The sequence below is a fragment of the Streptomyces sp. NPDC048353 genome (assembly GCF_055587165.1).
In genome coordinates, this window is sequence record NZ_JBVJGU010000009.1 from 285,988 (window position 1) to 309,233 (window position 23,246).

Below are 23,246 nucleotides of genomic sequence, written 5' to 3' on the forward strand. Positions count from 1 at the left end.
GGCCCGGTGGGGCGAGGCGGGGCCGGTTTCCGGCCGCCGTCAGGCCGCCGGGCAGGCCGGGACCGTCGGGCGGCTCTCGGTCCGTACCTCGGGAAGCCAGGCCGTCGCCGGCGTGGCCGCCGGCTTCTGCTCCGCCGTCGGCAGCCGGACCCGGTACCACCGGGACGACTTCGTGCCGACCTCGTCGGTGACGGGGATGCCGTGCGCCAGAGCGCACTCGACGGTGAGCACGTCCCCGTGCCACACCCGGGTCCGTACGACGTTGTCCATGACGTACGGCGCCGTGGGGTCGATGGCCAGGCCCAGGCTGCACAGCGGGTCCCGGTCCGTGCGCTCCCGGCACGCTTCGTCCACGTTGAACACCGTCAGCCGGGCGGGCGGAGCCGCCCGCCGCGGGTCGCCCTCGGCGCCGCCCCACTGCCACCAGGCGATGCCGGCCGCGCCGCCCAGGGCGACCACGGCGCTGACGGCCAGCGCCGCGCCCCGCTTGCCGCCCCGCTGTGCGGCGGCGGGCGGGCCGCCTCCGCGCCCGGCGGCCCGGATGCGTTCCAGCAGACTCGCCGCGGTGTGCGCCGACCGCTCGGCGTGGCCCGGGAGCAGACAGTCGGACGCCATGGCCCGCCAGAACTCGGGCACCGCCACATGGAGCCGCAGCGGCGCCCTGCCCTCGGCGTACTCCTGGACGGCTGCCCCCCGGGAGTTCGGGGTGGCTCCCGGGAAGGGCGAGGTCCCACCGGTGAACACCTGGTGGATCATCACGCCGAACGCCCACACGTCGGCGCTGGGCCGTACCTGCACGCCCCGTTCACCCAAGGGCGCCCGCCAGCGCTCGGGCGGCAGATAGTCCGGGGAACCCAGCGGCGGGATGTAGCCGTGGGTCCCGCGCGTCCCCTCCAGTTCGACGGTGAGGCCGAAGTCGGAGAGCCGCACCGCACCGTCGGCCATGACCAGGACGTTGTCCGGTTTCAGGTCCCCGTGCACCCAGCCCAGTTCGTGCAGATGGGCCAGCCCCTCGCAGATCTCGGACAGCACGCGCTCCGCCTCGGCCAGCGGCTTGCCGTCCGCCGCGTCCAGGAGGTCCTGGAGGCTGCTCTCGGCCCGCTCCATGACGAGCACCACGGCGCCGTCGAGCCCGGGCAGGTCGGGTTCGTCGAGCACAGCGGAGTCCAGCAGCCGCATCAGGCGGGGGTGCTGCGCGCGGCGGCCGAACTCGATCTCGCGCCGGGCGGTCTCCGCCAGCCGCGCGGCCTGGCGGGGGGCCAGCCCCGAGGTGGGCAGGAACTTCAGCGCGACGAGCCGCCCCGCCTCGGGAACCGCCTCGGGAACCTCGTCGGGCTCCTCCACCTCTCCTGCCTCCCGGTCCCCTCCCGTGGCCTCCCCCGGCCCGGTGTCACGGCCTTCGTAGACGTGTCCCCAGCCGCCGTCGGCGATCGGCCGGAGCACCTCCCAGCGGCCCACGCGATAGCCGCGCGGTACCCGCCCGACCGTCTCGCCGGTCCCGTCGTACTCCTCCACCGCCGTGCTCACCCTCCGCTTCCGGTCCGCACCGGCTCCTGGAGCGGGACGCTCGGGGCCCGGGGCGGCAGCAGCCTCAGATGTTCCTCGCGGACCAGGCCGAAGCGGAGGGCGACGCCGACCACGGCCTCGCGCTTGCCGGTGCGCCGCACACCGCGTCCGGGGAGGGCGTCCTGCGGGCCGTGCACCCGCAGCTTCTCCTCGGCCAGGTACTGGATGTGGGCGCTGACCGCCCTCGGCGTCAGCCGCGTCAGCGCCGGGTGGTTCCTGATCCGCTCGACGACCTGCGGGGTGGTGGGGACGTGGACGGCCGACTCGTCGCGCAGCCGCGGTTCGCAGAGGGCGACCAGGACGAGGAAGTACGTGGCGGTCTCGTCCAGGGAGTAGGCGGTGAGGGTTCCGGTGCCCCATCTGCCGCCGGGATCGGCCGCGTCGAGGTAGACGTGGTCGGGGGCGAACACCTGGAAGCTGACCGTGGAGCCCCGGGTGGGCAGCACGACGCGCGCGAACTCGAAGGGGATCGGTGCGCCCGACCGGCGCGGCGGCACCCTGAGGTACTCCCCCGCCCCTTCGGGGTTCTCCACCAGATAGCTCTGTGTGGTGGAGAAGTTGGTGAGTTGCCAGTGGTCGTCGGTCACCCGGATCTCGCCGGCGAGCCGGGAGACGGCCGGGTCCGGCAGGCGTAGTTCGACCGGGTGGGAGGCCGTGCCGCGGCCGAAGCGCGCGGCCTCACCGGGCCCCAGTCTCAAGGTGGTGGTGGGCTCCGTGCGTTCTTCGGACGGCAGGTGGATCAGTATGCCGCTCATCGACGTTCTTCCTTCCCCGTTTCGGCCCGTCATCGGCCGGCGGGCATCGTAACGCGGTGGGGAAGGGGTGCGCGGGGCGTTCTCGGTCTTGCTCGACAACGTTGGCATGAATGTCCGGGAGCACCGCGGAGGGCCCCGTGCGAGGTCGTTCCCGACGGGGCCCCGCGCTGCTCATCCGGCGTGCCCGGCCTGCGCTTTCAGGAGGAGCACACCTGGACACCGGGGAGTTGGCTGCCGGGCGAGGTGATGTAGATGTTGGTGATGTAGCCGCCGTACTGCGGAAGGTACGCCCACCAGGTGTTGGTGTACGGCGGGATGGTGACCTGCTGTCCCGTCTTCTGGCAGCCGACCAGGACTTCCACGCCGGCCGGCAGGGTCGTCAGCGGGGTGCCGGCGGTGGTGGGCTGCGGGCGCACGTTCACGCCCGTGCCCCAGGTGCCGAACCAGGCCCCGGCCGGGCGGACGGCGCCGGGCACGTCGAGGGAGCGGGTGAGCCGGTTCACCGTGGTGTACGCGGTGCCGTAGGGGGTGCCGTCGGGGTGCAGGGTGAACACGGCCACGATGGTGCGGTCACCTGCGCCCACGGTGCCCGTGGTGTGCAGCGCCTCGCGGGTCAGGTCCACGGCGGCCCCGGCGCGCGGCGCGGGCTGTGCGGCGGCCCGCGGGGCGGGGGGCGTGGTCGTGGTGGTGGCCCCGGTCAGTCCGGCAACGGTGCCCGGGGGCTTGGGGGTGCAGCCGCCGGAGGCTCCGAATCCGGACCAGCCCTGCTTGACCGCCCACGGCCGTACGAAGGAGCCCGCGATGCCGAAGTGCTGGTCGAAGCCGTCGGTGCCGCAGCGCGTCGACTGCCGCAGGTTGCCCATCATGTAGTCGCGCACGGGCGCCGGGGCGGTCTCCAGGATGTACCGGTAGATCCGTACGGTGTCGGCGGCCGAGGTCGCGACGTAACCCCAGTAGTCCTCCATCCCGGACGGCGGGTTGGTGGTGGCGGTGAGGCCGAGCTGCGTCACCGTCCGCTGGATGATGGCCGTTCTTCCGCCGAGGCTCCAGTAGGAGCCGGCCGCTCCGTCGTCGCTGCTGCGCAGCATTGCGTCGAGTCGGGTCCGGTCGGGGCCGGACAGGTCGCGCGGATCGCGGGTGCGCAGGAAGTCCAGGGCGATCAGGAGTTTGACCACCGAGGCCGAGCGGAACTGCCCGTTCTCGTTGTGCCGCTCGCTGAAGGTGCCGGTCGTCCGGTCGAAGACCGCGACGCCCGCGGTCACGTCGGCGGGGACGTCCACGCTCGCCGAGCGGGTCGGCGCGGACGGGGTCGCGGCCGGCGCGGCGAGGGCCTGGGGTGCCCCGGTCAGGCCGAGGGCCGTGGCGGCCAGGGCGAGGACGGCGGCGCCGGCGACACCGAGTCGCCGCAGCCGTGCCGGAGGTCCGGAGCGGTGGGTGGTCGGACTGTTCACGGTCGGGTTCCCCCTCGGGGTCGGTCCGCCTCGGCAGCGGCCGCGGCGGTCTCGCTGCGGATGTCGGCGGCCGGGCGGTGCCGGCACCTGTGGGGGCCCGCTGGCGGGGCCGGGTGCGGGCCGGGGCCCGGGCGGCCGACGTCAGGACGCTACGGACCTCCCGGGCGGTGCGGTATCCGGAAGTTGACGGGGCGACCGTGCGGGTGGGCGCGTGTTACGGGCGTCCCGCGGTGGCGCGAGGTGGCTGCCGGCGGATCGCCGCCGGAGTTCGACGGAGGGGACGTGGCGGAGGAAAACCGCCCACCGTGGCACGGTTCCGTCGCTGTGTCTATATGCAGTGTTACCGGTGTTCGCCGGCTTCACCGCTCAGCAGACTCTGTCCCGTTGCCAACGGCATGGACCACCAACGAGGGAGAAGTCACGTGTCTGTTCTCAAGCGCGCCGCAGGAATCGGAGCGTCCGTCGCCGTCCTCGCCCTGCTGCCCGGGACGTCGACCGCTTCGGCGGCGACCACCGCCGACCCCGTCAACACCTTCATGAACCAGGAGACCGGTCGCTGTATCGACCACACCAACGAGGGCGGTCTGCGCGCCTTCCAGTGCAACGGCACCGCCGCCCAGAAGTGGTCCGTGAAGACGTGGGGTGACGGCACCCGGCGGCTCCAGAACGTGCTGACCGGCAAGTGCATCGACGACAGCAACGTGGGCTTCCGCGTCCTGGACTGCAACGACGGTGTGTTCCAGAGCTGGTTCGTCCGCAAGTGGAACGACGGCACCATCGAGTTCAAGAACCAGGGCAGCACGCGCTGCATGGACGACACGGTCGCCGGTGGTTTCCGTACCTGGACCTGCAACGCCTCCCGGGCCCAGAGCTGGCTCTGATACCTCCCCGCAACAGCACGCATGCGCCCGCCGGTCCGACCGGCGGGCGCATGCGTGCTGTCCCCCGTCACAGCCGGACGGCACGACCACCGTCCCGGCCGCGGCCGCGCGGCTCGTCGGCCCGCGGCCCGTCGGCCGGGACCTCGAAGACGAGCGCGAGCCCGTCGCGCTCGTTCCCCCGCTCGCCGACCCGCGTGAACCCGAAGCCCGCGAGGGTGGCCAGGGAGGCGGTGTTGTCGGAACGGACGGTGGCCCGCACGGTCCTGACACCGGGTTCGGCCGCGGCCCTGTCGAGCAGCGCCGCCAGCATGGCGCGGGCGTACCCCTGGCGGCGATACCGCGGCACGACGGTGTAGCCGACCTCGACCACACCCTCCTCGTCCGGTGGTCCATGGAACCCCGCGTCGCCGACGACGGTGCCGTCCGGCTCGGACAGCGCGGCCCGGGTGAGCCAGGGCGCGACGGACGGGTCCTCGGCCAACTGGTCGGCGCGGTAGCGGAAGATGTCGCGGGCCCGGTCGCCGACGAAGTGTTCGTCCAGGGCGACACCGGCCTCGGCGCTGCCGCCGGCGAGATCACCGTCGGCCAGCGCCCGCAGGGCTCTGGCGCCGAGCGGGACGAAGCGGACGCGTCGGGGTGTGGAGCGGAGTTCGTCGTTCATCGCGGAGATGCTCGCCCGGTGGCCGGGCGCTGTCCACCGCTTTACGCCCTCGTCGGCCGGGGTGTGCGGGGCTGAGCCGCCGGCCGGGTTCCGCACCCGCCCTCCGTGCCGTCCCGAGCCGGCCCCGTCCGCATACGGCCGATCGCATGGCCGGATGTCGTCGGTCGCGCGGTTAAACACCCGACCGAGCAAGATCACTGCATGTGAGGAATGCTCACGGCCTGCTGGGCCAGGCGTGGGCACAGGCCGTTACTGTTCCCAGGGTTCTGGACGGATTCCCGGATGTTCATCCGATTTCTCGTCTTTCACCGATTGGCGTGCGTCTGCGCCGATCGCTCCCCCCTGTGAAGGAGTGCTCGCCCGATGACCGTGGAAACCACGACGGACACGCACACGGAGGCACAACGGGACGCGCCGCCACGGCAGTCCAGCCTCAGTACGGCGGCCGCGCGCAAGCTCGCCACCACGACCAAGTCGGCTCCGCAGATGCAGGAGATCACCTCCCGGTGGCTGCTGCGGATGCTTCCCTGGGTGGAGACCAAGGGCGGCGCCTACCGGGTGAACCGGCGGCTGAGCTACACCGTCGGCGACGGACGCATCGAGTTCGTCCAGGACGGCGGCGACGTCCGGGTGATTCCGCGGGAGCTCGGCGAACTCGCCCTGCTGCGCGGCTTCGACGACGACGAGGTGCTCACCGGGCTCGCCGGGCGGTGCGCGCAGCGGGACTTCCGGGCCGGCGAGGTGCTGGTCGAGCGCGGGACGCCGTCCGAGCAGATCCATCTGATCGCCCACGGGCGGATCAACCAGACCTCCGTCGGAAAGTACGGCGACGAGGTCACCGTCGCGGTGCTCGCGGACGGCGAGCAGTTCGGCGAGAACGCCCTCCTGGACGCCGATGCCAGGTGGGACTACACCGCCACCGCCGAGACCGCCGGCACCCTCCTCACCCTGTCCCGGGCCGACTTCGCCGCCGTCGTGGCCGCGGCGCCGGCGCTTCAGGAGCACCTCCGGCACTTCACCTCGCTGCCCGCCCAGCGGCAGAACCGGCACGGCGAGGCCGAGATCGCCATGTCGGCCGGCCACACCGGCGAGGTCGAGCTGCCCGGCGCCTTCGTGGACTACGAACTCCGCCCCCGCGAGTACGAACTCTCGGTCGCGCAGACCATCCTGCGCGTCCACAGCAGGGTCACCGACCTCTACAACGGGCCGATGGACCAGACCGAGGAGCAGCTCAGGCTCACCATCGAGGCGCTGCGCGAGCGCCAGGAGCACGAGCTGATCAACAACCGGGAGTTCGGTCTCCTGCACAACGCCGACTTCAAGCAGCGGATCCAGCCGCACTCCGGCCCTCCCACCCCGGACGACCTCGACGAACTGCTCTGCCGTCGTCGTGGCACCAAGCTGCTGCTCGCCCACCCCAGGACCATCGCGGCGATCGGCCGCGAGCTGAACGCCCGCGGGCTCTACCCCGACCATGTCGACCTCGGCGGTCAGTCGGTTCCGGCCTGGCGCGGTGTCCCGATCCTGCCGTGCAACAAGATCCCCATCAGCAAGGAGAACACCAGCTCCATCCTCGCGATGCGCACCGGCGAGGACAACCAGGGCGTCATCGGTCTGCACCAGACCGGCCTGCCGGACGAGTACGAACCCGGTCTGTCGGTGCGCTTCATGGGCATCAACGAGCAGGCGATCATCTCGTACCTGGTCACCACCTACTACTCCGCCGCCGTCCTCGTTCCCAACGCCCTCGGCGTCCTGGAGAACGTGCAGATCGCCCGCCGGCGCGACTGACCCTCCCGCTCCCCCTCCCCCGACCGGCCCGTGCCGGCGAGCGCCCGGGATCCGGGCCGTTCACCCACCTCATCGAGGAGTTCCGGATGCCCGATCCTGGGCCTTCCCCTCTGCAGTCGAGCGTGCCCGCCGCCGCGGCCCGCTTCGGGGCCCACACCTTCGGCCTCGCCCACGCGCTCGGCGCCGCCGACGCACCGGCCGTCGGGACCGAATCCGTGCCGGCGGCCCCGCCCGCGAGCGACGCGCTGCCGCTGCCCGGGCGGGAAGAAGCCGCCCGGGGGCGTGTCCCGCTCAGGCCGAGCGGACTGGGCACGGCCGGCCTGCGCCTCGCCCCGCGCGAGGCCCCGTCGGTGCCCCCCGCGGAACCGGCACCCGCGGAGGCCGTGGAAGGAACCCCGATCCCCGGGCTCTACCACCACCCGGTGCCGGAACCCGACCCCGCACGGGTGGAGGAGGTCAGCCGGCGGATCAGGGACTGGGCGGTCGACGAGGTCCAGGCGGTGCCGCCGGAGTGGGAGGACCAGTTCGACGGGTTCTCCGTCGGCCGCTACATGGTCGCCTGCCACCCCGACGCCCCGACGGTCGACCACCTGATGATCGCCACCCGGCTGATGGTCGCCGAGAACGCCGTCGACGACTGCTACTGCGAGGACCACGGCGGGTCGCCCATCGGTCTCGGCAGCCGGCTCCTGCTGGCGCACACGGCGCTCGACCCGCTGCACACCACCGAGGAGTACGCGCCGGAGTGGACCGAGTCGCTCCAGGCGGACGCGCCCCGGCGGGCGTACCGCTCGGCGATGGAGTACTTCGTCCGGCAGGCGACAGCCTCCCAGGCGGACCGTTTCCGGCACGACATGGCCCGGCTGCACATGGGGTACCTCGCCGAGGCCGCCTGGGCCGAGACGGATCACGTCCCCGAGGTGTGGGAGTACCTGGCGATGCGCCAGTTCAACAACTTCCGCCCCTGCCCCACCATCACCGACACCGTGGGCGGTTACGAGCTGCCGGCCGACCTGCACGCCCAGCCCGCCCTGCAGCGCGTCATCGCCCTCGCCGGCAACGCGACGACGATCGTCAACGACCTGTACTCGTACACCAAAGAGCTCGCCAGTCCCGGCACGCACCTCAATCTGCCCGTCGTGATCGCCGCCCGGGAGAACCGCTCCGACCGGGACGCCTATCTGAAGGCGGTCGAGGTCCACAACGACCTCATGCACGGCTTCGAGACTGAGGCCGCCGCCCTCGCCGCCGCGTGCCCGGTCCCGAGCCTGCAGCGCTTCCTGCGCGGCGTGGCCGCGTGGGTCGACGGCAACCACCACTGGCACCAGACCAACACCTATCGCTACAGCCTGCCCGACTTCTGGTAGAGAAGGACTTACCCGTGACCAGCACCCAGTTCAACACCTCCACCGGCACCTCCGCGTTCATCCCGGCGCCGGCGTCCCCCTACCAGGGGGACATCGCCCGGTACTGGAACCAGGAGGCCAGGCCCGTCAACCTGCGTCTCGGGGACGTGGACGGGCTCTACCACCACCACTACGGCATCGGCGACGTCGACCACGCGGCCCTCGGGAGCAGCGACGACGCCGAGTACGAGAAGCGGCTGATCGCCGAGCTGCACCGCCTGGAGTCGGCGCAGACCGACATCCTCCTGGACCACCTCGGCGCCGTCGGGGACGGCGACACGCTCGTGGACGCCGGCTGCGGCCGGGGCGGTTCGATGGTCATGGCCCACCAGCGGTTCGGGTGCACGGTCGAGGGCGTCACCCTCTCGACGACACAGGCCGAGTTCGCCAACCGGCGGGCCCGTGAACTCGGCATCGAGGACCACGTACAGGCCCGCGTGTGCAACATGCTCGACACGCCGTTCGAGACCGGCCTGGCCGCCGCCTCGTGGAACAACGAGTCGAGCATGTACGTCGATCTGCACGACCTGTTCGCCGAGCACTCCCGCGTCCTCAAGGTCGGCGGGCGGTACGTCACCATCACCGGCTGCTGGAACCCCCGCTACGGCCAGCCGTCGAAGTGGGTCTCCCAGATCAACGCGCACTTCGAGTGCAACATCCACTCCCGCCGGGAGTACCTCCGCGCCATGGCCGACAACCGTCTGGTGCCGCAGGCCGTCATCGACCTGACGCCCGAGACCCTCCCCTACTGGGAGCTGCGGGCCACGTCGTCGCTGGTCACCGGCATCGAGGAGGCGTTCATCAACTCGTACAGGGACGGTTCCTTCCAGTACGTCCTCATCGCGGCCGATCGCGTCTGACCGACCGCGTGAGACCGACCGCCGCCTGGTCGCGGAGCCTGCCCGTCAGGTCCGCAGCCAGGCGGCGGTGTCCGTGGGGAGCGTGCCGTCCGGGTCCAGCGGGCCGCTGGTCAGCAGGACCTCCGTGTGCGGCGGGAGCCCGACCGGCCCGGGCGCGAGGTTGACCACGCACAGCAGTCGGTCGGTGCGGGCGAAGGCCAGGACGCCGTCGGCGGCGGGGAGCCAGCGCAGCGGTCCGTCGCCGAAGCCGGGGGTCTCGCGGCGCAGCCGAAGGGCCGAGCGGTAAAGGGTGAGCATGGAGTCTGCGTCGAGGCTCTGGCGGTCCGCCGCGTACTCCCGCCAGTCCTCGGGCTGCGGCAGCCAGGGTTCCGATCGCGATCCGAAGCCGGCGTACGGGGCGTCGGCGGCCCAGGGCAGCGGGACGCGGCAGCCGTCGCGGCCGGGGTCGGTGCCTCCGGAGCGGAAGTGCATGGGGTCCTGGATGCGGTCGAGGGGGATGTCCGCCTCGGGCAGGCCCAGCTCCTCGCCCTGGTAGAGGTAGACCGACCCGGGGAGGGCCAGGGTCAGCAGGGCGGCGGCGCGGGCGCGCCGGGTCCCGAGCCCGAGGTCGGTGGGGGTCCCGAAGGCCTTCGTGGCGAAGTCGAACGCGGTGTCGTGGCGGCCGTAGCGGGTCACCGTCCTCGTCACGTCGTGGTTGCACAGCACCCAGGTCGCCGGCGCCCCGACGGGGGCGTGCTCCGCCAGGGTGTCGTCGATGGCGCGGCGCAGCCGGTCGGGGTCCCAGGGGCAGGCGAGGAAGGAGAAGTTGAAGGCGGTGTGCAGTTCGTCGGGGCGGAGGTAGCGGGCGAAGCGTTCGGAGTCCGGGAGCCACACCTCGCCGACGAAGACGGCTCCGTACTCGTCGGCGATCGCGCGCCAGGAGCGGTAGATGTCGTGGAGTTCGTCGCGGTCGATGTACGGGTGGGGGTCGACGCCCTCCTCGAAGTCGGCGAGCGCCGGGTCCTTGGCGAGCAGGGCCGCGGAGTCGATGCGTACGCCCGCGATCCCGCGCTCGAACCAGAAGCGCAGGACGTCCTCGTGTTCCTGGCGGACGGCGGGGTGCGCCCAGTTGAGGTCGGGCTGTTCGGGGGCGAAGAGGTGGAGGTACCACTCGCCGTCCGGGACGCGGGTCCAGGTGCGGCCGGCGAACTGGGAGGGCCAGTCGTTGGGCGGGAGTTCGCCGTTCTCGCCCTGGCCGGGGCGGAAGTGGAAGAGGGCCCGCTCGGGGCTGCCCGGCCCGGCCTCCAGGGCGGCCCGGAACCAGGCGTGCCGGTCGGAGACGTGGTTGGGGACGATGTCGATGAGGGTGCGGATGCCGAGTTCACGGGCTTCGGCGATCAGCTTCTCCGCTTCGCCGAGGGTGCCGAAGGCGGGGTCGATGGTGCGGTAGTCGGCGACGTCGTAGCCGCCGTCGACGAGGGGCGAGAGGTACCAGGGGGTGAACCAGAGCGCGTCGACGCCGAGTTCGGCGAGGTAGGGCAGTCGGGTCCGGACGCCCGCGAGGTCCCCGGTGCCGTCGCCGTCGCCGTCGGCGAAGCTGCGTGGGTACACCTGGTAGATGGCGGCGTCGCGCCACCAGTCGTCGGTGCGGGGCGAGTGAGGGGCTGCCACGTGAGGTCCTTTCGGGCAGGGTGGGGCTTCGCCGCCGGACCGGTGGGCGGGGCGTCGTCGGTCGGTCCGGCGGCGAAGGCTTGTGGAGGGTGCGCGGGGGCCGGTGCGGGTGGCCCCGGGTCGGAGCGCGTCGGAGGGGGCCCGGGCGAAGGGGCCGGGCGGTGGTCCGCGGTCAGCCCTTGAGTCCGCCGGCGGTGAGTCCGCTCATGATGTTGCGCTGGAAGACCAGGAAGATGAGCAGCGTCGGCAGGGAGGCGATCGTGAGCGCGGCGATCAGCACGTTCACGGGGACGCCGTTGGAGAGGGAGTAGATGCCGACGTTGAGGGTCTGTTTGGCGGGGTCGGGCAGGGTGAGCATGGGCCAGAGGAAGTCCTTCCAGACGCCGACGACGGAGAAGATGGACACCACGCCCAGGATGGGCCGCGAGATGGGCAGCACGATGGACCAGAGCACCCGCATCGGGGTGGCGCCGTCCATCGAGGCGGCGTCGAGGAGCTCCTTCGGGATCGAGTCGAAGAAGCGTTTGAGCAGGAAGATGTTGAAGGCGTTGGTGACCGAGGGCAGCCAGATCGCCCAGGGGCTGTTGAGCAGGTTGCGTTCCACGAGGGGCACGTCGAGCACGGTGAGGTACTGCGGGACGACCAGGACCGTCGCCGGGATCATCAGCGTCGCCAGCATCATGCCGAGGATGGCCTTGCCGAGGACCGGACGGAGCTTGGAGAGGGAGTAGGCCGCCGCCACGTCCAGGACGAGCTGGAAGGCGAGGGCGCCGAAGGCGTAGTACAGCGTGTTGAAGAGCAGGCTCGCGAGGTCCATGACCTCCCAGGCGCGGGTGTAGTTCTCCGGTGCGAAGGAGCCGGGCACCAGCGTCGGCGGGGTCTGGACGACCTCCTGGGGGTCCTTGAATCCACTGGACACCATCCAGTAGAGCGGGCCGAGGAAGAGCAGGGTGAATCCGCCGACGACCAGGGTGAACGTCGCCCAGTACAGGGCCTTGCCGCGGGGTCGGGCGAGCTGGGCCGGTGAGATGAGGGTGCGTGTGGACATGGTGGTCTCCCCTGCCTACTCGTCCTCGGCGCGGCTGAGCTTCACGTACGCCGCCGAGAATCCGGCGAGGAGTACGAGCAGGAGCAGGCCGAGCGCGGCGGCGGCGCCGTAGTCGTTGAAGTTGAAGGCGTACTGGTAGATGAGGTAGACGACCGTGGTCGTGGAGCCCTCAGGGCCGGCGCCGCCGGTGAGCAGGAACGGTTCGACGAAGACCTGCATCGTCGCGATGACCTGCATGAGGAGCATCAGCGAGAGGATGAGCCGCGTCTGCGGGATGGTGACGTGCCAGATCTTGCGCAGCAGGCCGGCGCCGTCGAGTTCGGCCGCTTCGTAGAGTTCCCCGGGGATGCCCTGCAGCGCGGCGAGGTAGATGAGGGCGGCGCCTCCCATGTTCATCCAGGTCGAGGCGATGACGACGGCGAGCATGGAGATGTCGGGGTCCTGGAGCCACTGCTGTTCGGGCAGGTGCAGGAAGCGGAACAGCTCGTTGAGCAGGCCGTAGCCGGGGTCGTAGAGGTACTTGAAGAGGAGCACCGCGGCGACGGGGGGCAGCATCACCGGCAGGTAGACGAGCAGCCGGAGGTAGCCCTGGCCGTGGTGGAACTCGTTGATGACGAGGGCGACGACGAAGGGGACGGCGAAGCCGAAGACCAGGGCCAGGACGGTGAAGAGGAGGGTGTTGCGCCAGGCCTGCCAGAAGGCGGGGTCGTTGACGACGGTGGCGAGGTTGTCGAGGCCGGCCCAGGTGGTCTGTCCGCCTTCGGTCTTCTGGAAGGCGAGCACGAACTCCCTGACCATCGGGTACCAGGAGAACAGTGCGAAGCAGAGGACCGCGCCGATGAGGAAGCCGTGGGCGGTGAGGTTGCGCCGCAGGCTCTTGGCGAAGCGGCCGCCGGCCGGCCGCGGGCCGGGTGCGCGAGGCGGTGCGGGGCGGGGGGCGTCCGCCTTGCTCGGGGTCAGACTGGGGGCCGACATCGTCGCTCCTTGGTGCTGGTCTGCCGGTTGCGGTCCCGCGGGCGCTGCCACGGGCAGTCGGGGTGGGCGCCGGTCCGGGGGCGGGCGCGGTGCTCGCGGCGGGGGCGGGTGCTCGGTCACCGCCCCCGCGCGGTCCCGTTACGGGCGGGCCAGGACCTGGTTGACCTGGGCTTCGGCGGTGGCGAGGAGCTTGTCGACATCGGCGTCCTTGTTGGTGAGGATGCCGGACATCACGTTGTCGAGGACCTTGTAGACCTCCTGGGCCTTCGGCGGCTCCGCCTTTCCGGCCACGGGGTTGTCCATGTAGGCCTTGAAGTTGGCGACCGGCATGGTGGCGTGGGTGACGCGGGCGGCGTCGTCGGTGGCCTTGGATCCGTTCAGCCAGAAGTTGGGCTGCGGGACGCCGACGGGCAGGCCGTCCTTCTTGCTGCGGGCCCAGTCGAACTGGCCCTTGCCCACGGAGAGGTTCTTGAAATTGAGCCAGGCGATCGCGGCCTTGATCTTGTCGCCGGAGATCCCCTTCTTGATCATGTAGTCGTTGCCGCCGGCGAGGGTGGCCCGCTCGCCGGGTATCGGGCCCATGCCGAAGTTCTCGTACTTCGCGCCGAGCTGCTGGACCATGTACGCGATGTCGTCGGGTGCGGCGAGGAACATGCCGAGCTTGTCGGTGGCGATCTGCTTCTGCAGGTCGCCCCACTTGAGCAGCTGGGTCCTGCCCATGCTGTCGTCCTCCCAGCGCATGGCGTGGAGGTTCCTGGCGACCTGCTTGCCGAGGTCGGTGTTGAAGGCGGCCTTCTTGCCGCTCGCGTCGACGACCTCGCCGCCGACGCTGTACATCTGGGCGGTGAAGTGCCAGCCGCCGGTGTTGCCGGCGCTGTACTCGCCGAAGCCGGCGATGCCCTGGCCCAGGCCGGCGATCTTCTTGGCGGCCGTGCGGACCTCGTCCCAGGTGCGCGGCGGGGCGTCCGGGTCGAGGCCCGCCTGCTGGAAGAGCTTGCGGTTGATGAGGAGGCCCATCCGGTAGTTGCTGGTGGGCAGGCCGTAGAGCTTGCCGTCCTGCTTCAGCGAGGCGAGGACGTCGGGGTCGATGTCCTTCAGCAGCGGCACCGTCTTGTCGTTGACGTAGGCGGTGATGTCGGCGGCGCCGTCGTTGTCGAGGACCTGGGGCAGGTCGGTGAAGTAGGTGTAGAAGACGTCCGGCTGCGACTTGGCCTTGAGCATCGCGGTGAAGCGCGGCGGCTCCAGGCACTGGCCGGGGGTGGAGCGGCCTTCGATGGTGATGTTCGGGTAGGTCTTGTTGAAGGTGGCGACGTCCTCCTTCCACTGTCTGAGCTCGGCGGCCTTCGCCGTGGGCGGCATGCAGTCGATGGTGAGGGTCACCTTGGTCTTCGGGTCGAGCGGGGCGGCGGGGTCGGACGACCCGGCGCCTTCGGAACCACCGTCGCCGTCGGTGTCGCTGCTGCTCGTGCCGCAGGCGGCGAGCGCGGTGAGCGTGAGGGCGGAGACGAGGGTGACCGCGCTGGCGCGGCGGGTGCGGCGGAACCGAGCACTTCTCATGGGTGGTCCCCTTCGGGCCAAGGACGTGGAGTTCACCCCACCGCCGGTGCGTTGTGGGGCGCGGCACACTCAACCACCGCCGACAAGTGAACGCAAGATCTCGCGCCGATTTCGTAATTGTTTGACAGACAAGCGCAGGGAATCGGGATCACGCGGCGGTCGCCGCCCCCCGTCCGGACATGGAGACGGCACGCCCAGAGCTGCGAACGGGCGTGTGCGGGCGTGCGGGAGGGCGCGGGGCCGCTCGGGGCAGGCCGGGGACGTCGAGGGCCCGCGGGGGGCAAGCGGGGGCTCGGGGACCGCAAGGGACCGGCGCACGGCACGCAAACGACTTGCGTGCCGTGCGCCGGCCGGGCCTCGCGGGGCTCACCCCGCGCGAGCGGTCAGGGGTTGATGTGGATCTTGAAGGTGGAGGTGGTGTTGCGGACGTCCACGGCGTTGCCGCTCAGCTGCAGGCCGTTGAAGGTCACCTCCCCCACGGCCGGCCCCTGCCCGGACTCGGGCATCTCGTTGGCCCACAGACCGAAGCCCGACTTGGCGTCGTACGCGTCCCCGCTCTTGCGCGCGCCCGTGATGGAGACGTCGGTGAAGACGGTGTCCTTGATGGGGAACTGCGGCTGTCCGCCGACGTAGTTCGTCTGGAACATCACTCCGCTGTACGTCGGGTCGACGATGTCGACGTGGTTGACCCTGATCCCCTGGAAGACCTTGGAGGCGGAGAACACCCAGATGCCGGGGAAGGTCTGCGAACCCCAGAAGTGTCCACCGGCCCGGACGATCGAGATGTTCTCGAAGACCGTGGGATCGGTGCCGAAGCCGTTCATCGGGTAGCCGAAGTCCAGCGAGGAGATGGTGATGCCGGAGTAGACCAGCGTGTCCGCGATGTGGATGTTGCGGAACGTGTTGTGGTAGCCGCCGTAGACGGCGACACCCGCGGCGCGCCAGGTGAGCGTCGACGTCAGGTTCTCGTAGACGTTGTTCTTCATGTCCGCGCCGCCCGCGTCGATGGCGGAGAAGAGCGCGAAGCTGTCGTCGCCGGTGGCCCGGGCGTCGTTGTTGGTCACCAGGTTGTCCGTCGACCCGTTGGTCATGTTGATGCCGTCGGCGAACATGTTGCGGATCCGCGAGTTCTTGATGGTGATCCGGTCGGTGTTGGCGCCCCAGTACAGGCACACCATGTGTTCGTTCCAGATGTCGTCGATCACGATGTCGGTGACGTTGGCGAAGTCGAACACCTTGCCCGGGCCGTCGATCCGCGAGGTGTAGTTGCCGAAGTACGCAAAGCCCTTGAAGAGCGAGCCCTTCGCCGCCGCCTCGGCCCGGAAGCCGATGTCGGTGTTGTCCTGCGTGGCGGGGGCGTGGAACGTCGTGTACCAGGGGCCGGCGCCGACGACCTTCACGGCCTTGCCGTACACCTGGAACTTGCTCGACGTCTCGTAGTCGCCCGGGGGCAGATAGACGCCGACGAGGGTGCCCGTGGTGTCCATCCGCACCTTGTCGAGCGCGTTCTGGACGTCCTGGTGGCCGAAGCCGGCCGGGACGGTGTACGTCGCCGGGTCGGGGTTGGCGACCGGGGCGACCTGCTCCAGGTTGACGAAGTCGATCGCGTACGGCCGGCTGTTCGCGGCGTCCTTCTGCAACCGGATCCTGCTGCCGGCCCGTACGGTCTCGCCGAGCAGCATGTGCGCCTCGTCGTAGATGTGCCGCGGGGCGCCCGCTCCCGGGGAGTTGCCGGGCGCGGTCTCGGCGCCGTACAGCCAGGCGTACTTCGAGGTCACCGGGAGCGCCTTCTTGAACACCCCGTCGACGTAGACGTTGATCGTGGAGTCGATGCCGCCACCGCCCGGGGCGTCGGGCAGCGAGACCCGGGCGACCAGGGTGTTGGTGTCGGCGCGGGTGGTGAACTCGACGTACTCGCCCGTCGCGTCCAGGTGCACGGCCTTGCGGCCCGAGGCCTCGCCGGCGATGTCACCGACGGTCCGGTTCGGGCCGACGACCTGCGCTCCTCCCCCGGCGGTCCCGTCCTCGGCCTCGTACATGTCGTACGGCATGTTCGCGCCGCGGCCGACGAAGAGCGGCTGGGTGGAGGTGTTGTTGGCGCGCTTGACCGGCAGTTCGTTGGCGTCGTCGGCGAGGACGACCTTCACGGTGTACGAGCCGTTGGCGGCGGTCCAGGTGCCGAGGCTCACCTCCGCCGTGGCTCCGGCCGCGAGGGCTCCGTTGTGCGCACCGGTCAGCGTCTTGACCGTGTCGCCCCGGGAGTCGACCAGGGTGAGCGTGACGCCGTGGCCGCCGGATGCGGCCGCGACGGTGCCCTGGTTCTTCACGGCCACCTTGAAGGTGACGGCGTCCCCGGCCGCGGGGCTGGACGGCGAGGTCGTCACGGAGGACGTGACCAGGTCGGAGCTGGAGACCGGCCGGACGACGAGGGCGGTGGGGCTGGTGTAGGTGTTGTTGGACTCGTTCTGCTCGATGATCGCGTTCGCCTCGTCGACGACCGCGCTCAGCTGGTAGGACCCGGCGGCCCGAACGCCGAGGGAGGCGCTGACCGTGGTCTGCGCACCGGCGGCGAGGGCGCCGACCTGGGCGGTGGCGACCTTCGTGCCGCCCAGGCGCAGCGCGACGGCGCCGGCCGGTGCGGCGGCGGGGCCGCTGTTGCGGACGGTCGCGCTCACCGTGATCGGGTCCGATTCGACCGGGGACGCGGGCGAGGCGGTGAGACCGGTGACCTCGAGGTCCGGGTTGGGTGCCGGGACGCCGATGACCTGGAGTTCGGCGAGCTGGCCGGCCGAGGAGCCGGAGTTGGCGGTGAACCGCAGCTGGACGTCGGCGATCCGGGCGGAGAGTGGGATCGTGACGGTGTTGCCGCCGGACGGGTCGAAGGTGTAGCTCTTCGCCGCGACGAGTCCGCCGAATCCGGAGGCGCTCTGCTCGCGGCCCAGCACCTCGATCGTCTGGCTGCGGGTGGCCCAGGCCGCGTCGGGGTTGAGCTTGAGGACGAGCCGGCCGACATCGGCGTTGGAGCCGAGCTTCACGGTGAGGGTCTGCGGGTAGCTGCCGCCCGCGCCTTCCCAGTACGTCGCGACGTTGTTGTCGTTGGCGTTGGCCGCGGCATAGGTGTGCACCGTGGAGGAGGCGGCGATCTCCTTGCCGACCGCGAGGTTGGAGCCCGGGCCGCCGGTGCCGTCGCGGGTCACGGCGTTGCTGTTCGCCGACTGGTTGCCGGCCGCGTCCTTGGCGCGCACGTGGTAGGTGACGGTGGCGGAGGCCGGCTGGGTGTCGGTGTACGTGGTGACGTTGCCGGCCACGCTGCCCCGGAGGGTGTTGTCGGCGTAGACGTCGTAGCCGCTGACGCCGACGTTGTCCGAGGAGGCGGTCCAGGCCAGCCTGATCTGCCCGGCGGCCGGTTCGGTGAGCGCCAGGTTCGCGGGCGCCGTCGGGGCCTGGGTGTCCCCGGTGTCACCGGTGCGGGTCACGCTGTTGCTGTCGGCGGACTGGTTGCCCGCCGCGTCCTTGGCGCGCACGCGGTAGGTGACGGTCTGGTTCGCCGGCCGGGTGTCGGTGAAGGTGGTGACGCCCGCGCCGACGCTGGTCAGCAGGGCGCCGTTGGCGTAGACGTCGTAGCCGGTCACGCCGACATTGTCGGTGGCGGCGTTCCAGGTGAGCCGGATCCGGTCGGTGGCGGGCTGGGTGAGGGCGAGATTCGCGGGCGCCGACGGGGCCTGCGTGTCGCCGGTCTGCGGGCCGTAGACCTCCAGCTCGGAGAGTTGTCCGGCGGCCTGGACGCTGTTCGCGGTGACCAGGACGCGCACGTACCGGGTGGTGGTCGCGTCGAAGGCGAGCGTCGCGGCGTGCCCGCCGGCGGCGTCGAAGGTGTACGCCCGGGAGGCGGTCAGGTCGGTGAAGGCGGTGCCGTCGGTGCTGCCCTGGATCTTCAGGGTCTGGCTGCGGGGCTCCCAGGCGGAGGGCAGACGCAGGACGACCCGGTCGACGCGGACGGCGGAGCCGAGGTCGGCCTGGAGCCACTGCGGGAGGGCGTTGTTGGCGCTCTCCCAGTACGTGGCCCGGTTGCCGTCGTTGGCGTTGCCCGCCGCGTACACCTGGGTGTGGCTGCTCGCGGTCAGGGGGCGGCCGCTCGCGAGGTTGCCGGAGGAGGCGTCGGCGGCGTGCACCTCCAGCTCGGAGAGCTGGGCCGCCTGCCAGCCGGTGTTGGCGGTGATGTGGACGCGGACGAACCGCGCCTGGGTGGCGGGGAAGCCCACGGTGACCGTGTTGGCCGCGCCCGGGCTGAAGGTGTAGGTGGCGGAGTTCTTCAGGGTGGCGAAGCTCGTGCCGTCGGCGCTGCCCTGGACGGAGAGCGTCTGCTGACGGCTCTCCCAGCCGGCGGGCAGCTTCAGGACCACCTCGTCCACGCGGGTCGTGGTCCCCAGGTCGGCCTGCACCCACTGGGGCAGACCGGTGCCGGCGCTCTGCCAGTACGAGGCCTGGTTGCCGTCGGTGATGTTTCCGGCGCCGTACTTGGCCACGGCGCTGGCGGCCGCCGCCGGGTCGCCGAGGGCGATGTTGGGTCCGCCCGCGGCCTCGGCTGTCACCAGCGGACCGCCCAGTGCCAGGAGGCTGGTCGCGACCACGGCGCTCAGGAAGCGTGGTCTCCAGTCGGAGATGCTCATCTGTCCTCTCAGTCCTCGTTCTCGGCCTCGCGCCCGACCGGCGGCGAGGCACGGCTCAGGGGCGGCGGCCCCGTCGGGACGGGGCCGCCGCACGGGGTGGGGCGGGTCAGTTCCTGGTGACGACGAACTGCGAGCCGGGCTCGATGAGGACGTCGCCCTCGGCCGAGTCGGTGATGGTCACGTTCGTCAGCGTGGCGCTGCCTCGCGCCCCGCTCATCGCGAGGACGCCGGAGCCGTTGTTCGACTTGTCGATCCGGACGTTGCTGATCTTCACGTTCGGCATCTCGCCGCCACCCGTCTTGAACTGGATGCCGTCGTACGTCGAGTCGAGGATGTCGGTGTCCCGGATGGTGACGCCCGGGATGGGCTGCCCTTGCGCGAAGAGCGTGATGGCGCCGAACTCCTGGTCCTCGTTCCAGAACGCGCCGCCGGTGCGATGGAGGGCGTTGTTGGCGATCAGGGTCTGGCCGGAGAAGGGCAGCGGGTCGTGGTCCGTGGCCAGCATGATGCCCGGGTAGTTCATGGTGTCCGAGATGACGTTGTTCTCGATCGTGTTCCCGAAGCCGCCGTAGACGGCGATGCCGTTGGCGCGCCAGGGCAGCTGGATGGTGTTGTTGCGGAAGTGGTTGTTGGATCCGATGTCCACCGAGGTGTCCTTGACGTACTTGCTGGCCCAGACGGCCAGCGCGTCGTCGCCGGTGTTGCGGAAGGAGGAGTTGTAGACGGTCGAGTTGCGGGTGCCGTTGGCGAAGTTGATGCCGTCGGCGTACGTGTTGCGGATCCGCATCCCGCTGAACTCCAGGCCGTCGCCGGGGCCCCAGAGCTCGGGGATGTTGGCGTAGTCGCGGCCGGCCCAGACGCCGACGTTGGCGTGCTCGATCCACACGTTGCTGATCTTGGTGCCCTTGCCGAAGCGTCCGTTGAGGCCGACGCCCCCCTCTGCGTTGCCGTCACCGCCGCGGATCTGACCCGAGCCGAAGATGGCGATGTCGGAGATCTGCGTGTTGTGGTCGATGTCGAAGCCGAAGTTGCCCTCGTGGGGGTGGTTGATGCCGCCGGCCTGGTGCGGCGGGGTCAGGGTGGAGAGCTGGGAGTGCCACATGCCCGCGCCCCGGATGGTCACGTCACGGATGCCGACCTGGTTGAACTGGCCCCGGTTGAGCGGGTCGTCGGTCAGGATCTTCTGCTCCTGGCGCCACTGCCCGGCGGGGATCCACACGCAGGGGATCTGACCGTTCTGGTCGGCGGTCACGGCGCGCTGGAGGGCGTCCGTGTCGTCGATGCCGTCGTTGGGGACGGCACCGTACTCGGTGATGGAGACGCAGTCGGCCGGCTTGGCGGCCGGGGGCGCGACCTGCTCCAGGTCGATCAGGTCGATGACGTAGAAGGCCGCCTGGTCGCCCGCGTCGCGCTGGAGCCGGAACTTCGTGCCCACCGGGTAGGTCTGCGTCAGCAGCGCGTGCGACTCGTCGAAGAGCCGCCGTGCGTCGCCGCCGGGCCGGTTGGTGAGGCCCTCGGGGTCGTCGGTGGTGCCGTAGAGCCAGCTGTGCTTGGACGAAAGGGTCAGTTTGCGGACGAAGGTGCCGTTCGCGTAGAGGCTGATCGTGGCTTCCGCCCCGCCGCCGGCGGCGGAGTCGGGGACGGAGTTGCGCACCACGATCGAGTTGGACGGGTTCGTCGAGGTGAACTCGACGTACTGTCCCTGGGAGTTGAGGCGCACCGACTTGCGGCCGGAGGACTCGGTGGCGAAGTTCGTGTGGCCGAAGGTCCGCTTCTGGTCGGCGGTGAGCAGGGTGCCCTCGTAGCGGGCGTCCTCCGCCTCGTACTCGGTGTACGGCACGGCGGCGCCGCGTCCGACCACGAGGGAGCGGGTGAAGACGTTGTTGGTCTCGTCGGTCTCGGTGACGGTCCCGGTGGCGTCGGCCGTCGCGGTGAGGGTGGCCCCGCCGCTCGTGGCCGTCCAGGTGCCGGAGATCGCGACGGTGGCCGTCTGGCCGGCGGCGATGGCGCCGGTGGTGCCGTTCAGCGTGGTGGTTCCGGCGGTCAGCCGGGTCACCGTGCCGGCCGGGGCGCCGGTGGTGCCGCGGTTGTCGACCGCGACGGTGAAGGTGACGGCGGAGCCGACGGCGGGGCTGGACGGGTTGGTGGTGATGCCCGTGACCCGCAGGTCGGGACCGGGGCTCTGGCCGACGACGAGTTTGGCCGCCGCCGTCCGGCTGTTGTTGCTGTCGTCCTGCTCGGCGACGGTGTCGGTCGGGTCGGCCACCGCCGAGACGGTGTACGAGCCCATGGGCCGCTTGCCCACCGTGACCGGGACGGTCGCCGAAGCTCCGGCGGCGAGTGCGGGAACCGCGGCCGAGCCGGCGACGGCGCCCTCCAGGCTGACCTGGACCGTGGTCGCGGCGGCGGCCGCGGTGCCGGCGTTGCGGACGGTCGCGTTGACGGTCACGGCGTCCGTCTCGGACGGGGAGGAGGGGGTCCACGTCAGATCGGTGACGGTGAGGTCGGGGTTGGGCGCGGCCGCGCCGACGACCTGGAACTCCGCGACCTGGGCGCCGGGGGCGCCGGTGTTGGAGAAGAACGTGAGCCGGACGTCGGCGTACCGGCCGGTGACCGGGATGGTGACGGTGTTCTGCCCGGACGACGGGCTGAAGGCGTAGTCGGCGCGCGCCTTGAGGGAGGTGAAGCCGGAGGCCGACTGCTCCCGTCCGAGGACCTGGAGCGACTGGGTGCGCGGGCCCCAGGCCTGGTCGGGGTTGAGTTTGACGACGACGGCCGCGACATCGGCGTTGGCGCCGAGCTTCACGGTGAGGCTGGAGGGGAATCCGGCCGATTCCCAGTAGCTGGCGACGCTGTCGTCGTTGGCGTTCGCGGCGATGTACGTCTGTGTCGTGGAGGTGGCCTCGATGGGCTTGTTGCGGGCGAGGTTCGATCCGTTGACCGGGGGCTCGACCGGGCCTCCGTCGTCCGCTCCGTACACCTCCAGTTCGGACAGTTGCGCCGCGTTCCAGCCCGTGTTGGCGCCGACCTGGACACGGACGTACCGGACGGTGGTGGCGGTGAAGCCGACGCCGACGGTGTTGGCGGCGGCCGGGTCGAAGGCGCGGGCCCCCGACGCGGAGAGGGTGCTGAAGCTGCTGCCGTCGGTGCTGCCCTGGATGCTGAGGGTCTGACGGCGCGCCTCCCACCCGGTGGGCAGCTTGAGGGCGACGCGGTCGGCGCGGACGCTGCCGCCGAGGTCGACCTGGACCCATTGGGGGAACGAGCCCTGCGGGCCTTCCCAGTACGACTGCTGGCTTCCGTCGGTGACGTTGCCGGCCGGGTAGGCGCCGTGCGCGCCGCCGGCCGTGGCGGACTTGCCGAGCGCCAGATTGGGGCCCGCCGCCTGCGCGGAGACGGGCGCGGCGGGGGCGGACGGGGGCGCCGCATGGGCGGCGACGGGCAGCAGCCCGACCGCGACCAAGCCGGCTGTCACCGCGCCGGCGAGCAGCCGCCGGCCCTGGTGTGTGCCTCTCATGAATGGCCTCTTGTTCCGTGATCCGCGCGGGCGGCCGTGGCTCGCGGCCCGGCCTCCGTCGGCGTGCCGGTCGACGGAGGGCAGGGCGACGAGGCACACGTACCGGTGCGCCGAGTGGACGATGACAGGGAACTCTCGCCAGGTACCTGACAGGGTGAGGGCGAGGAAATGACAGCGGTTATCCAGAACTTTTGAGTTATTCGGTCAATGTTTTGCGCTGTCAGGGTGACAGGTTTCTACCAGGTGACCACTTTGTCAACGGGCGTGACCAAGGGGGGAGTTACGTGGCGCACACAGGAGCCGGCCCGGAAGCGCGCCGGTAGGCGCGTCGGGGCAGGTCACGGGGCAGGCGCGGCGGCGCGGGGGTGAGGAGCGGCCCGGCGGGCAGGCGGAACGCCGCGCGCCCGCCCGGCGTACGAACCGCGTCCGCGGAGGGCGGGGCGGGTACGAGGGGCGGG

Annotated in this window: 14 protein-coding genes; 4 read left to right on the forward strand and 10 right to left on the reverse strand. The window is 71.3% G+C overall.

The annotated features are described in order from the left end of the window. Window positions 1–39: 39 nt before the first annotated feature. The 3 genes from ACZ6RC_RS29195 to ACZ6RC_RS29205 form a co-directional block, all read right to left on the reverse strand. Window positions 40–1,527 carry a serine/threonine-protein kinase gene (locus ACZ6RC_RS29195; protein WP_469588784.1) on the reverse strand — a complete coding sequence of 496 codons (1,488 nt, stop codon included), beginning with the start codon at window positions 1,525–1,527 and terminating at the stop codon, window positions 40–42. Then, complete coding sequence (locus ACZ6RC_RS29200) at window positions 1,524–2,321, reverse strand: serine/threonine protein kinase (protein WP_453616484.1); 798 nt, start codon at window positions 2,319–2,321, stop codon at window positions 1,524–1,526. The genes ACZ6RC_RS29195 and ACZ6RC_RS29200 overlap by 4 nt, the downstream gene beginning before the upstream one ends. Before the next feature lie 197 nt (window positions 2,322–2,518). Then, window positions 2,519–3,772, reverse strand: coding sequence for a serine hydrolase (locus ACZ6RC_RS29205; protein WP_453616486.1), 1,254 nt, complete (start codon window positions 3,770–3,772; stop codon window positions 2,519–2,521). Between the two features lie 422 nt (window positions 3,773–4,194). Between ACZ6RC_RS29205 and ACZ6RC_RS29210 the strand changes: the two genes are divergently transcribed. Continuing rightward, window positions 4,195–4,653 (forward strand): RICIN domain-containing protein, encoded by a 459-nt coding sequence (locus ACZ6RC_RS29210; RefSeq protein WP_391136588.1) that lies wholly within the window; start codon window positions 4,195–4,197, stop codon window positions 4,651–4,653. Between the two features lie 67 nt (window positions 4,654–4,720). Here the strand turns inward: ACZ6RC_RS29210 and ACZ6RC_RS29215 are convergent, their stop codons facing one another. Further along, a complete protein-coding gene (locus ACZ6RC_RS29215) occupies window positions 4,721–5,314 on the reverse strand; it encodes a GNAT family N-acetyltransferase (protein WP_469588789.1) in 594 nt (197 codons plus the stop codon). 363 nt (window positions 5,315–5,677) lie between these two features. On the opposite strand from ACZ6RC_RS29215, the gene ACZ6RC_RS29220 reads away from it, so the two are divergent. The 3 genes from ACZ6RC_RS29220 to ACZ6RC_RS29230 all read left to right on the forward strand — a co-directional run bounded on the left by ACZ6RC_RS29220 (window position 5,678) and on the right by ACZ6RC_RS29230 (window position 9,371). Then, the gene (locus ACZ6RC_RS29220; protein ID WP_391136594.1) at window positions 5,678–7,105 is read left to right on the forward strand and encodes a family 2B encapsulin nanocompartment shell protein; all 1,428 of its coding nucleotides are present in this window, start codon (window positions 5,678–5,680) and stop codon (window positions 7,103–7,105) included. An 86-nt stretch (window positions 7,106–7,191) separates the two neighbouring features. After that, window positions 7,192–8,472 carry a family 2 encapsulin nanocompartment cargo protein terpene cyclase gene (locus ACZ6RC_RS29225; RefSeq protein WP_469588795.1) on the forward strand — a complete coding sequence of 427 codons (1,281 nt, stop codon included), beginning with the start codon at window positions 7,192–7,194 and terminating at the stop codon, window positions 8,470–8,472. A gap of 14 nt (window positions 8,473–8,486) precedes the next feature. Beyond that, entirely contained in the window at window positions 8,487–9,371 is an 885-nt protein-coding gene (locus tag ACZ6RC_RS29230) for a geranyl diphosphate 2-C-methyltransferase (RefSeq protein ID WP_391136601.1), read from the forward strand. Window positions 9,372–9,416: 45 nt separating this feature from the next. On the opposite strand, the gene ACZ6RC_RS29235 is transcribed toward ACZ6RC_RS29230, so the two are convergent. The 6 genes from ACZ6RC_RS29235 to ACZ6RC_RS29260 all read right to left on the reverse strand — a co-directional run bounded on the left by ACZ6RC_RS29235 (window position 9,417) and on the right by ACZ6RC_RS29260 (window position 22,788). Continuing rightward, window positions 9,417–11,021: a glycoside hydrolase family 13 protein gene (locus tag ACZ6RC_RS29235; RefSeq protein ID WP_469588798.1), complete on the reverse strand. Its 1,605-nt coding sequence runs from the start codon at window positions 11,019–11,021 to the stop codon at window positions 9,417–9,419. Window positions 11,022–11,193: 172 nt separating this feature from the next. Next, window positions 11,194–12,069 carry a carbohydrate ABC transporter permease gene (locus ACZ6RC_RS29240; RefSeq protein ID WP_469588801.1) on the reverse strand — a complete coding sequence of 292 codons (876 nt, stop codon included), beginning with the start codon at window positions 12,067–12,069 and terminating at the stop codon, window positions 11,194–11,196. Between the two features lie 15 nt (window positions 12,070–12,084). After that, window positions 12,085–13,044, reverse strand: coding sequence for a carbohydrate ABC transporter permease (locus ACZ6RC_RS29245; protein WP_453616499.1), 960 nt, complete (start codon window positions 13,042–13,044; stop codon window positions 12,085–12,087). Window positions 13,045–13,182: 138 nt separating this feature from the next. Next, on the reverse strand, window positions 13,183–14,601 hold the full coding sequence (locus tag ACZ6RC_RS29250; protein WP_469588806.1) for an ABC transporter substrate-binding protein: 1,419 nt from the start codon (window positions 14,599–14,601) through the stop codon (window positions 13,183–13,185). A 383-nt stretch (window positions 14,602–14,984) separates the two neighbouring features. Next, entirely contained in the window at window positions 14,985–19,271 is a 4,287-nt protein-coding gene (locus tag ACZ6RC_RS29255; protein ID WP_469588809.1) for a discoidin domain-containing protein, read from the reverse strand. Between the two features lie 106 nt (window positions 19,272–19,377). Then, window positions 19,378–22,788 (reverse strand): CARDB domain-containing protein, encoded by a 3,411-nt coding sequence (locus tag ACZ6RC_RS29260; protein WP_469588812.1) that lies wholly within the window; start codon window positions 22,786–22,788, stop codon window positions 19,378–19,380. Between the last annotated feature and the right edge of the window lie 458 nt (window positions 22,789–23,246).